10 protein-coding genes are annotated in these 12,983 nt (G+C 42.8%); 8 read left to right on the top strand and 2 right to left on the bottom strand.

The features are described 5' to 3' along the window. Positions 1-70: 70 nt before the first annotated feature. The 8 genes from uvrB to ABIE66_RS26155 all read left to right on the top strand — a co-directional run bounded on the left by uvrB (position 71) and on the right by ABIE66_RS26155 (position 10,674). Positions 71-2,056, top strand: coding sequence for an excinuclease ABC subunit UvrB (gene uvrB / locus ABIE66_RS26190; protein ID WP_370016796.1), 1,986 nt, complete (start codon positions 71-73; stop codon positions 2,054-2,056). A gap of 6 nt (positions 2,057-2,062) precedes the next feature. Beyond that, entirely contained in the window at positions 2,063-4,942 is a 2,880-nt protein-coding gene (gene uvrA / locus ABIE66_RS26185; RefSeq protein WP_370016795.1) for an excinuclease ABC subunit UvrA, read from the top strand. Between the two features lie 231 nt (positions 4,943-5,173). Then, positions 5,174-6,274, top strand: coding sequence for a DUF4097 family beta strand repeat-containing protein (locus tag ABIE66_RS26180; RefSeq protein WP_370016794.1), 1,101 nt, complete (start codon positions 5,174-5,176; stop codon positions 6,272-6,274). 479 nt (positions 6,275-6,753) lie between these two features. Continuing rightward, positions 6,754-7,689 carry an HPr(Ser) kinase/phosphatase gene (hprK, locus tag ABIE66_RS26175; RefSeq protein ID WP_034309933.1) on the top strand — a complete coding sequence of 312 codons (936 nt, stop codon included), beginning with the start codon at positions 6,754-6,756 and terminating at the stop codon, positions 7,687-7,689. Between the two features lie 27 nt (positions 7,690-7,716). Next, positions 7,717-8,529: a prolipoprotein diacylglyceryl transferase gene (lgt, locus tag ABIE66_RS26170; protein ID WP_289326957.1), complete on the top strand. Its 813-nt coding sequence runs from the start codon at positions 7,717-7,719 to the stop codon at positions 8,527-8,529. Between the two features lie 27 nt (positions 8,530-8,556). Further along, positions 8,557-9,501, top strand: a complete 945-nt coding sequence (locus ABIE66_RS26165) for a nucleoside recognition domain-containing protein (RefSeq protein WP_289326956.1) — start codon at positions 8,557-8,559, stop codon at positions 9,499-9,501. Further along, complete coding sequence (ppaX, locus tag ABIE66_RS26160) at positions 9,491-10,159, top strand: pyrophosphatase PpaX (protein WP_370016793.1); 669 nt, start codon at positions 9,491-9,493, stop codon at positions 10,157-10,159. The genes ABIE66_RS26165 and ppaX overlap by 11 nt, the downstream gene beginning before the upstream one ends. Beyond that, complete coding sequence (locus ABIE66_RS26155) at positions 10,156-10,674, top strand: acyltransferase (protein WP_061465570.1); 519 nt, start codon at positions 10,156-10,158, stop codon at positions 10,672-10,674. The genes ppaX and ABIE66_RS26155 overlap by 4 nt, the downstream gene beginning before the upstream one ends. A 136-nt stretch (positions 10,675-10,810) precedes the next feature. On the opposite strand, the gene ABIE66_RS26150 is transcribed toward ABIE66_RS26155, so the two are convergent. Next, on the bottom strand, positions 10,811-11,506 hold the full coding sequence (locus ABIE66_RS26150; protein ID WP_370016792.1) for a class D sortase: 696 nt from the start codon (positions 11,504-11,506) through the stop codon (positions 10,811-10,813). Position 11,507: 1 nt separating this feature from the next. Next, entirely contained in the window at positions 11,508-12,566 is a 1,059-nt protein-coding gene (locus ABIE66_RS26145) for a processed acidic surface protein (RefSeq protein ID WP_370016791.1), read from the bottom strand. Positions 12,567-12,983 lie beyond the last annotated feature (417 nt).

Genomic DNA, 12,983 nt, shown 5'->3' with positions numbered 1-12,983 from the left:
GGAATAAATAGAAGGGATATAGCCATGTCCCGTTTTCATATAAAAATATTTCAATAGGAGGCTATGCTTGGTGAAGGATAAGTTTGAGTTAGTCTCAAAATACTCTCCTGAAGGAGATCAACCTGCAGCAATTGAAATGCTTGTCGAAGGCATTAAAGAAGGCAAGGAAATGCAGACATTATTGGGGGCAACGGGGACAGGGAAGACGTTCACCGTTTCCAATGTGATTCAACAAATAAATAAACCGACTCTTGTCATTGCCCATAATAAAACGTTGGCAGGACAGCTTTACAGTGAATTCAAAGAGTTTTTCCCAAATAATGCCGTTGAATACTTCGTCAGCTATTATGATTACTACCAGCCAGAAGCTTATGTTCCATCCACGGATACATTCATTGAAAAAGATGCAAGCATCAATGATGAAATCGATAAACTGCGTCACTCGGCTACCTCTTCATTGTTCGAAAGGAAAGATGTCATCATCATCGCCAGCGTTTCGTGCATATATGGACTCGGTTCCCCGGAAGAGTACCGCGAGATGGTCGTTTCTCTCCGAACAGGCATGGAAATAGACCGGAACACCTTGCTGCACAGACTCGTGGATATTCAATATGAGCGGAATGATATTGCTTTCCAACGGGGGACTTTCCGCGTTCGTGGCGACGTGGTCGAAATTTTCCCTGCCTCACGTGATGAACATTGCGTAAGGGTCGAGTTTTTCGGAGATGAGATTGACCGTATCCGTGAAGTGGATGCCCTGACTGGTGAAATCACCGGTGAACGTGAACATATCGCCATTTTCCCGGCTTCCCATTTCGTTACTCGCGAAGAGAAAATGAGGATAGCCGTTCAAAATATCGAAACGGAACTGGAAGAGCGATTGAAGGAATTAAGGGAAGATGAAAAGCTCCTTGAAGCCCAGCGCTTGGAGCAGAGGACCCGTTATGATTTGGAAATGATGCGGGAAATGGGCTTTTGTTCAGGGATCGAGAACTATTCCCGCCATTTAACGCTTCGCCCCTCAGGTGCGACACCTTACACTTTAATGGATTACTTTCCAGAGGATTTCCTTTTGGTCGTGGATGAATCACACGTGACCCTTTCGCAAATCCGGGGAATGTTCAATGGGGATCAGGCACGTAAGCAAGTACTCGTCGATCATGGCTTCCGTCTGCCGTCTGCAAAGGATAACCGCCCGCTAAGATTTGAAGAATTTGAAAAAAAGGTCCATCAATCCATATTCGTTTCGGCAACTCCGGGACCATATGAACTCGAACATACGCCAGAAATGGTTCAGCAGATCATCCGTCCTACCGGCTTGCTGGATCCAACGATAGAAGTGCGGCCGATTGAAGGACAGATAGATGACTTGATCGGTGAAATACAAGAGCGCGTCAAAAAGAACGAGCGAGTCCTCATTACGACCTTAACGAAAAAGATGTCTGAGGATTTAACCGATTATTTAAAGGAAATTGGCATCAAGGTCCAATACCTTCATTCGGAAGTGAAGACCTTGGATAGGATAGAAATCATCCGGGAACTGCGAATGGGCAAATATGATGTACTCGTGGGAATCAATCTTTTAAGGGAAGGCCTGGATATTCCGGAAGTGTCATTAGTGACAATTCTGGATGCCGATAAAGAAGGGTTCCTTCGCTCGGAGCGCTCGCTTATTCAAACGATGGGCCGTGCAGCCCGTAATGCCAACGGCCACGTCATCATGTATGCGGACCGCATCACGAATTCGATGGAACTAGCCATCAATGAAACGAAGCGGCGCCGTGAAATTCAGGAAAATTATAATAAAGAGCATGGAATAATGCCGCAGACCATTCAAAAGGATATCCGGGACTCCATCAGGGCCACTCACGTAGCGGAAGAAGGAGAAGCGTATAAAGAAGATCTTGCACCAAGTCTCGCGAAGCTTCCTAAAAAGGAGCGCGTAAAAGTGATGGCAAGCATGGAAAAAGAAATGAAGGAAGCGGCAAAGGCACTGGACTTCGAGCGAGCTGCCGAGCTGCGTGATTTATTACTAGAGTTAAAAGCGGAAGGGTGACGAAACATGGCAATGGATAAAATTGTGATAAAAGGCGCCAGGGCCAATAATTTAAAGAATATTGATATCACGATACCGAGAGACAAACTTGTCGTGCTGACCGGCTTATCCGGATCTGGAAAGTCTTCCTTGGCTTTTGACACGATTTATGCAGAAGGGCAAAGGCGTTATGTAGAATCACTGTCCGCTTATGCCCGTCAATTCTTAGGCCAAGTGGATAAACCGGATGTCGATGCGATCGAAGGTTTGTCGCCAGCCATTTCCATAGACCAGAAAACGACCAGTCGAAATCCGCGTTCAACCGTAGGGACTGTGACGGAAATCTATGATTATTTAAGGCTGTTATTTGCACGGGTCGGCAGGCCGACCTGTCCGATCCATAATATTGAAATTACCTCACAAACGATTGAGCAAATGGTGGACCGCATTCTTGATTACCCTGAGCGTACCAAGCTTCAGGTATTGGCACCGCTTGTCTCAGGCAGAAAAGGGACACATGCAAAAGTTTTGGAGGAAGTTAAGAAACAAGGATATGTCCGCATTCGTGTGAACGGGGAAATGCATGATCTTAGTGATGAGATCACTCTCGAAAAAAATAAAAAACATTCGATTGAAGTCATTATAGACCGGATCGTCATTAAAGAGGGTGTCATGGCGCGGCTTGCAGATTCATTGGAAAGTGCTTTGAAGCTCGGTGAAGGCAAAGTCATCATTGACGTCATGGGTGAAGAAGAGCTGCTGTTCAGTGAACATCATGCTTGTCCATACTGCGGGTTTTCGATTGAAGAGTTAGAGCCGAGGATGTTCTCCTTCAATAGCCCGTTTGGAGCCTGCCCGGATTGTGATGGTTTGGGGGCGAGGCTTGAGGTGGACCGTGATCTGGTCATACCCAATAAGGAATTAAGCCTCCGTCAACATGCTATCGCGCCATGGGAGCCGACGAGTTCTCAATATTATCCTCAGCTTCTTGAAGCGGTGGCCAACCATTATGGGATAGATATGGATATCCCCGTTAAAGATTTACCGGAAGATAAATTGGAGAAGGTCTTGCTTGGTTCAGGTAAAGATAAGATATATTTCCGGTATAAAAATGATTTTGGAAGAGTGCAAGAAGGATATATTCCTTTTGAAGGAGTTTTAAGAAATATCGAAAGGCGCTTCAAGGAGACGAGTTCAGACTATATTCGTGAGCAAATGCAGAAATATATGTCAGAACATCACTGTCCAACCTGTAAGGGTCATCGATTGAAAAAAGAGAGTCTTTCCGTGCTCATTCAAGGGGTCCATATAAGTGAAACAACAGCTTTATCAGTGGAAGATGCGTTAGTATTTTTTGATGAGCTGGATTTGACGGAAAAGGAAGCTGCCATTGCGAGATTGATTTTACGTGAGATTCGTGAGCGGCTCGGATTCCTGGCTAATGTAGGTTTGGAATATTTGACTTTGAGCAGGGCAGCAGGGACATTATCAGGTGGCGAAGCGCAGCGTATACGATTGGCGACGCAGATCGGTTCCCGTTTGACGGGAGTCCTGTACATTTTAGATGAACCTTCAATAGGGCTGCATCAGAGGGATAACGATCGATTAATTGAAACATTGAAGAATATGCGCGAAATCGGGAACACCCTGATTGTTGTCGAGCACGATGAAGATACGATGCTTGCTGCGGATTATTTGATCGATGTTGGTCCGGGCGCAGGAGCACATGGAGGAGAAATAGTGGCCGCTGGAACTCCGGAAGAGGTCATGAATAATCCTAAATCCTTAACGGGCCAATATTTAGCAGGGAAGAAATTCATTCCATTGCCATTGGAACGCCGGAAAAATGATGGCCGCGTCATTGAAATAAAAGGTGCCAAGGAAAATAATTTAAAAAACGTTAATGTTAAATTCCCTCTTGGAGTCTTTACAGCCGTTACAGGAGTCTCGGGATCAGGGAAAAGTACATTAGTGAATGAGATCCTCCATAAGTCATTGGCTCAAAAGCTGAACCGGGCAAAAGCTAGACCAGGCGATTTTCGTGAGATCAAGGGAATTGAGCATTTAGATAAAGTCATTGATATTGACCAGTCACCGATCGGTAGAACCCCACGATCAAATCCAGCTACCTATACAGGTGTATTTGATGATGTTCGTGACGTTTTTGCCTCGACTAATGAAGCGAAGATTCGCGGTTATAAAAAAGGACGGTTCAGCTTCAATGTGAAGGGCGGCCGCTGTGAAGCATGCCGTGGTGATGGGATTATCAAGATAGAAATGCATTTTCTCCCGGATGTCTATGTCCCATGTGAAATCTGTCATGGAAAACGTTATAACAGGGAAACGCTTGAAGTGAAATATAAAGGGAAAAACATTTCCGACATTCTCGATATGACAGTTGAGGAAGGCGTTAGTTTCTTTGAAAATATCCCGAAAATCAAACGGAAGCTACAAACGATTTTTGACGTTGGTTTGGGTTATATCAAGCTTGGACAGCCTGCTACTACTTTATCAGGCGGTGAAGCGCAAAGGGTGAAACTTGCTTCTGAATTGCATCGCCGTTCCACTGGGAGATCCTTTTATATCTTGGATGAACCAACTACCGGACTTCATGTCCACGATATAGCAAGGTTGCTCGAGGTCCTGCAGCGGCTGGTTGACAATGGGGATACAGTTTTGGTGATTGAGCATAATCTGGATGTCATCAAGACGGCGGACCATATTATTGACCTAGGACCGGAAGGCGGAGATAAGGGCGGAACGATCGTCACTTATGGAACACCTGAAAAAATATGTGAAGTTTCCGAATCATATACGGGAAAATACTTAAAACCTGTACTGACCCGTGATCAAATTCGCATGGAAAATTGGATTGAAGAAAAAGAACAAGAGCATGAACATGCTTAAAAGAACAAGCCATCCGGCTTGTTTTTTTGTAGAAAAATGACGGTGTGCATTTAATCAATCATTTGATTAAACAATAGGAAAACAGGATATTTCCGGGGAAATGATACATCTTTCCTTTTCGGAAATTGTCATTTTCCTTTGTCGAATGATGGGAAAAAGGGTATTTATGAAACTTTTTAGATATCTAGGCGTATGTATGAATAAAATGATAGAAGAAAGCGAGGAATGTTCATGCAGGAGGAAAGAAAGAAAATTTTAGAAATGATTCAGGATGGAAAGTTATCAGCGGAAGAAGCGATGGGTCTTTTGGAAGAATTGGATAAAGCCAGTCAGGAAAGTGAAGCTAAAGAGCAGAAATTGCAGAATGAATTATCGACGGTAGTCGTGGATAAGAAAAGCGAAGGAAGCACTCAGGATACGTTTAAGAAGAATATCCAGTCATCGAAAGAAAAGATTATTGATTTCGTTGAAAGTGCTTTTAAGAAAATCAAAGAAACGGACCTTGATTTCAATTTCGGGAAATCTGTGGAGGTCAGTCATATTTTTCAGCATGATTTTGATTTCCTCAATGAAGTTGATGTAGATATAGCAAATGGGAAAATAAAAATCGCTGCATGGGACCATAATGATGTCAGGGTTGAATGCCAGGCAAAGGTATACCGGGTGGAAGATATAGAAGAAGCTAGGAAAAACTTTTTGGAAGAAGTCGATTTTTCGATTGAAGATGGAAAGATGATGTTCAAGGTTAGTGAGAAATCCATAAAGGTCGATACGATCATGTACATTCCAAGGAAGGAATATGAAGTCATTCATGTAAGGATGTTCAATGGTGCAATCACGACTGAATCTTTGAAATCGGAGAACCTTAAAGCGAAGACAGCGAATGGTGCCATTCATATCATGCAGGGTACGGGTGATTCGTGTGAGCTTGAAACGGGTAACGGGATGATCACCATTTCAGATACCAACTTTAATGACTTGGAAGCTGAGACCTTGAATGGGGCGATTAATGCCAATGGATACTTCAAGAAACTGGATGTCCAGACTTTCAATGGGGAAATCGTCTGTACGAATTCAGGGATGGATTGCGATTCAATCCATGCTAAGTCTATTACTGGGAAAGTCCAGCTGATCCTGCCACCAGGTAAGGCGATTGAGGGAGAGTTGAAATCTAATTTAGGAAGCTTTAATGTAACTTTGGAAGGGATGACCATCATCGAAGAGAAAAGTGATGTGGTTCAGAAAGTCCTTAAGTTTAAGACGGTTAAAGAAGAGGTTCCTGTGCTTCATGTTTTTGCAGAAACAAAGACTGCCGCGATAACAGTTTCCTGAAGAAGCAGAAAGCCTGCCAGACGGGCTTTCTGTTCGTAGACAAAAGGGGCTCTATCTAAATTTCAAAACAAAGTTTATTGGAACGTAAGGTACGAGACTCCTGCGGGAAAAGCGTGTCTAAGGAGACCCCGCAGGAGCAAAGGCGAACCGCCCGCGGAAAGCGAGTTCCTGGAGTGAAAATCAACGTTAAATTGTGCAAGACCTTAAAAAACTGTAGACAAAATCGATTGTCATCGAGTTGTCCACAGTCTGAAAGCCCGCCAATATAAATTGGCGGGCTTGCTTTTATTTTGGTGTAAGTATTCATGTATGTTCCTCTCATCTCTTTACTGGTTATGGGGCCATCCCGTGCCATCATCCGGGCGGAGTGAATAAAAAAACAATAAATCGATAATGCTTTGTTTGGTTATTAACAGAAAAATGCTAAAATAGAAAAAGTATCTCTAAAAATAGCATCGCTCCAAAAGGAGGAAAGATATATGGCAAAAGTCCGTACAAAAGATATAGTTGAAGCGTTCGGTCTAGAACTTATCAGTGGGGAAGAAGGAATTAACCGTCCAATTGTCACGAGTGATTTATCTCGTCCAGGACTTGAAATAGCCGGTTTTTTTGATTATTATCCCGCGGATCGAGTACAGCTTTTAGGCATGACGGAAATGTCCTTTTTTAATCGGTTGAATGAACCGGATCGAATACAGAGGATGGAAGAGTTATGCAGGGACTTTACTCCAGGCATCATCATTACGCGTGGTCAGGAAGTGCCGATAGAGTTGATAGAAGCTTCTGAGCGGGAATCCGTTCCTGTGATGAGATCTAATATGAAGACAACGCGCTTATACAGCCGTTTGACCAATTTCCTTGAAAGTAGGTTGGCACCAACTACTGCTGTTCATGGTGTATTGGTGGATATCTATGGGCTGGGTGTGTTGATCACCGGGAAAAGCGGTGTCGGTAAAAGTGAGACAGCCTTGGAATTAGTGAAACGGGGTCATCGCCTCGTAGCCGATGATTGCGTCGAAATCAGGCAGGAAGACCAAGATACGCTAGTCGGGAATGCCCCGGATTTAATCGAACATCTTCTTGAAATAAGAGGGTTGGGAATCATTAATGTAATGACGCTTTTTGGAGCTGGTGCAGTCCGGAGCAATAAAAAGATCTCAATCGTCATCAATCTGGAACTATGGGAAAAAAACAAGCAGTATGACCGGGTGGGTCTTGATGAAGAAAAAATGAAAATCATTGATACGGAAGTGACGAAAATTACCGTACCTGTGCGCCCAGGTCGAAACTTAGCTGTTATCATTGAGGTGGCAGCCATGAATTACCGCCTGAAACGAATGGGAGTAAATGCTGCAGAACAGTTTTCAGATCGCTTGAATCATGCAATTGCAGATCCTGAACATGATGAATTTTAAAAGGTATATAGGAAAAGAGGGGACAATATGGAACAAGGAATACAACCGCTGAATCCAATAGCGATTGATCTTGGCCCTATTCAGGTTCATTGGTATGGACTGATCATCGGTTTCGGTGTGTTACTGGGTCTTATTATCGCTTTAAGGGAATCTGAGCGAAGAGGTCTCGATAAGGAAGTTTTTACCGATATGATTTTGTTTGCTGTCCCAATTGCGATCATTAGTGCCCGTATTTATTATGTCATCTTCCAATGGGAGTACTATTCACAAAACCCGGGGGATATCATAAAAATATGGAATGGCGGAATTGCCATACACGGTGCGCTGATTGGAGCGGTATTGACTGCCATAGTTTTTGCCAAGGTCAAGAAAGTCTCATTTTGGAAGCTGGCGGATATTGCTGCACCGAGTTTATTGTTGGGGCAGGCAATTGGCCGTTGGGGTAATTTCATGAATCAGGAAGCACATGGGGGAGAAATAACAAGGTCATTCCTGGAAAATATGCATTTGCCTGAATTCATCATTAATCAAATGTACATAAACGGTACGTATTATCACCCAACCTTTTTGTATGAATCGATTTGGAATATAGTCGGTGTAATCATCCTCTTAAGTTTACGGAAAGTGAACTTGCGCAGGGGTGAACTATTTTTAACTTATGTATTATGGTATTCCATCGGCCGTTTTTACATTGAAGGTTTGCGGACGGATAGTTTGATGCTGACGGAGTCGCTGCGTATCGCACAAGTGATCTCGATTGTCCTGGTAGCTGTGGCCATTGCTTTAGTGGTCTATAGAAGGGTCCGTGGGCATGCAGACAAAAGATACTTAGATGCATAGGGAATATGTGTAAAGGGAGAGGGCATAGTGATAGTGGATTCGGTTAAAAGGGGACTTCTTTCCGGCTTGAATACAACTTGGTCTTTGGGTAAAGTGATATTTCCAGTTACTCTGATCGTCACTGTGCTTCAATATACGCCTGTACTGCCATTTATCATTAACTTGATAGCGCCTTTGATGAATCTCATCGGTCTTCCAGGGGATGCGGCAATTCCGCTCGTGTTAGGGAATTTCCTGAATTTATACGCAGCGATAGCAGGCATATTAACGCTTGATTTGACTGTGAAAGAGGTTTTTATTATCGCTACGATGCTATCTTTTTCACATAATCTATTGATTGAGTCTGGTGTGGCGATGAAAACCGGAGTGAAGCTGTGGATCATTTTAACAGTACGGATCGGGCTTGCACTTTTGTCAGCGGTCGTCATCAATCTTGTTTGGCAGGGCGGATCTGAAATGGCACAAGGAGTGGCTATCGGGGAGACGGCAGAGATTAACGGAGCGGGTGCAATCCTTATACATGGTGTAATCCAGGCCCTTTCCGGAATCGCCCAGCTGGCGGTCATCGTTATACCGCTTATGGTAGTGGTTCAAATCATGAAAGATTTAAAATGGCTGGAAGCCTTCTCAAAAGCCCTTGCTCCCTTTATGAAGGTCCTTGGGATGAAACCGAATGCTTCCATGCCTTTCGTTACAGGTCTGACTCTTGGATTGGCATATGGGGCTGGCGTAATGATTCAAGCAGCAAAGGAAGATAATGTCTCGAAGAAGGATATGACGATTGCATTCATCTTTTTAGTTGCCTGCCATGCTGTTGTAGAAGACACACTGATTTTTATTCCACTGGGGATTCCGGTCTTGCCGTTGTTACTTATTCGGTTACTCACTGCTATTGTTCTAACGATGGTCGTTGCGTATATTTGGAATCGGACTGACAGTGTACAGAGAAAGGAAGCTGTATATGAACAGTAACATAACTACATTATTATTTGATCTTGATGGTACGTTGATCAATACAAATGAATTGATCATCGCCTCTTTTACAGAAACTTTAAACCATTTTTGTCCTGGAAAGTTCAATCGGGAAGATATCATTCCATTTATCGGCCCGACTTTGGTTGATACTTTTTCTTCCATCGATCCGACGCGAGTGGATGAAATGATCGCTTTCTATCGGGAGCATAATTGGAAGAACCATGATTTGCTTGTCACACAATTTGACGGGGTATACGAAACCGTTCAAGCATTGAAGCAGAGCGGCTATAAATTGGCAGTCGTTACGACAAAGAAACGTGATGTCGTCGAAAAGGGCCTGCGTTTAAGCAAACTGGATCAATTCTTTGAAGTGGTGGTCACACTTGATGAGGTGCAAAATGCAAAGCCGGATCCAGAGCCTTTGGTAAAAGCTTTAAATCAACTCGGTTCGGTTCCTGAAGAAGCGATCATGATTGGCGACAGTTATCATGATATTCTTGGCGGGAAAAACACAGGTACAAAAACGGCAGGGGTCTCATGGTCCATTAAAGGCCGTGAATTTTTGGAAAGTTATCACCCAGACTATATGCTGGAGCAAATGGCAGATTTATTGAATATCGTTGAGGTTGAAAAGCTCACGGAGGCTAGAAGATGAGACGTACGTTCCGCTATCCAGTTGAAGGGGCTAATTCACTATGGCATGTGTATAAGACCGTTCCTTTCTGGAAAGTCGTAAAGAACTTTGTGGTGATACAGCTAGCGCGTTATACGCCTTTTCTCGGTATGAAGAATTGGCTTTACAGGACTTTTTTACATATGAAAGTCGGAAAGCATACTTCGTTTGCCTTGATGGTCATGCCGGATGTGATGTTTCCGGAAAAAATATCAGTGGGAATAAATACAGTCATTGGCTATAATACGACGATTCTTGCTCATGAATATTTGATTCATGAATATCGTTTAGGAGATGTAGTTATCGGGGATGAGGTATTGATCGGAGCCAATTCGACCATCCTTCCAGGACTTTCAATTGGAAATGGGGCGATTGTCTCTGCGGGGACGCTTGTCCATAAGGATGTTCCAGAGGGAGCTTTCGTCGGCGGAAATCCAATGAAAATCATATATACCAAAGAGGAAATGCTTGAGCGGGATCAGCAAACTTCCTTATGAAAAAGGACTTGCCCATTTATGCGGCAGGTCCTTTTTAATGGCATTTTGGATATAACGGACTCAGTTCATTTTTAGGTGATCTACTATCCATTTAAGATTTATGAATAGGGGGCTGAATAACTTCAGCCCCCATATCTCATTTATTCATTTCCGTTTTCAATAAATCGGCAACCAATACGTACCGTTCTGGTGCACTGCCGATATATGAAAAAGGATAGCAGGTTGTTACTGTAAGTGTGGCTTTAGGTTTGGGAACGATCACGGTACGGTCATCTGCATCGACGATACGTACCTTCCTCACTTTATATGTAAACGTACCTGCTTCTGTCTTGGTAATCAGCAAGTCACCTTGACCGACTTCACCCAGATCTCTGAAAATAGTATCTCGATGACCGGATAAAACGGAATTATCCTTTTCACCAGGGAGGACAGACCCTGCATAATGGCCGACGCCCTTTTCGAGTTCATCTTCGTCCGTTCCGTGGTAAATTGGGAGAGTTGCCTCGATTTTTGGAATATAAAGCTCACCCATCAAATCACCTGTCTCCGGTCGTTCATCATAAAGTTCGCGCCCATCGGGAATATCTGCATTCGTCTTCGGTTCGGGTAGTTTAGCCGTTGCCTCCGGTTCTGGGAGCTTAGCCGTCGCCTCCGGTTCTGAGAGCTTAGCAGTTACCTCATTTGTATCAGACTTATTCCATTTATATATGGCATAGCCTTTTAACAGTGTATAGGCGTTGGTCGTTGTAAAATAAAAACCTATGATTAAAAAGCAAACAGCAGTGATGAGTAACCATTTTCTCTTATGCCTGGATTGCCTATTTTCTCTCATCTTAATTAGCAAGTCTCGCTTTTCTAATTAATCCGAAAGCGATGCCCATCATCACTAAACCGATTAAAGCACCGAATAGGTAATTACCAGCCGTTTTAGGAAGCACTCCGCCTTTTTCCGTTTTATGTACGGTTTTTACGGGTTTCTTCTTTTCCTTTTTTACATCAACCACTTTAGAAATGACCTTAGTTGACTGTTTAATGTCATTACCTGTTTCTTTCACTAAATCGGAACCGATCATTTCACCTGTCAATTTAAAATCGAGCAAAAGATTGCCGTTTAGATCATAAATGGAAACTAGTAAACTAGCATTCGTCAAATCCTTAAGCTGGAATAAAGCCTCAAGGGATAGGTTAGTAGTTACACCATCATGTATCAAGGCGAATTTGAATTGAATTTGCAGCAAACTTTGCAGATCATTATATATCGAAAGCAATTCAGCCACTTGCTCTGCAGACAATTCATCAATTGTTTCGAAATATTCGAGTTGATCCATCCTATCGGAAATGGCCATTAAGCGATCTTCAAAGGAAGGGTCCTCGACGATAGGTAAAAGATGGTTCATGAATCTGTCGAGCTCTTCGTCCGTAAGACCGATCTCAGTAAAGAGCCCGTTCATTAAATCGATGATCTCTTCATCATCATATTCCGTCTCTTCATCTTCATAACCCATTTCTAAATCGATGATATCTTCTATGTCGTAAATGAAGTGGAAGGTATCGACGATGGAATCTCCCTCTTCCAGTTCGCCGTATTCTACCAATAATTCCGTAAGTTCTGCTTCTGTCATTTCATATTCTTTAAGTAGAGTCAATAAAGTCTCGGGAGTGACGGCCGGCCCTAATGTATCACGCAACTCTTCTACCGATTCCAGTTCATTCAATGTTAGGTCGTAATAGCCTAAATATTCTTCCAATTCTTCTTGTGTCATCCTAACTTCAGAAAGGTATGCATTAAGCTCATCCTGGTTGATCTTAGTGGCCGCAAAACCCTTTGTTCCGCTTAAACTCAGCGAAAAAAGAACAATAAGCGCCAAAAAAAATGAAAGATATCTCTTCAATTCCATTTCCCCCTAAAATTTTCTAATATATCCAAACTCCTGAATTATTATAAAACAGCTAAACCAAAAGGTATACATTAATAACAATGAATGGCTAAAGATAGGAATAAATATCCGGGGAAAAAGGTATGACCCCTTCCGTTTGACCTTAAAACGATCATGAAGAAATATCAAAGAGCGTCGTGGGATTGGAGGCACTTTTTTCTTGACGTGAGGAAGGGGCAGGAGTAAACTATTAATAACTTCATCTCGCTACCATATTAGCGAACTAAAGCGATTTAATAGATTATTGAGATTATTTATATGATTATGACATTTTATTTGATACTATTTTTATATGTTATCTGAAATTTGGATTTAAGCGTGCAACCTTGGAAAGATAAAGGTATAAACAAAAAAGGAATAGTGGCAATGACA

Origin of the sequence: Peribacillus sp. B2I2 (assembly GCF_041261685.1) — a bacterium.
GTDB lineage: Bacteria > Bacillota > Bacilli > Bacillales > DSM-1321 > Peribacillus.
Note: the sequence above shows the minus strand (reverse complement) of the source record. Positions and strands in the feature narration are given on the sequence as shown.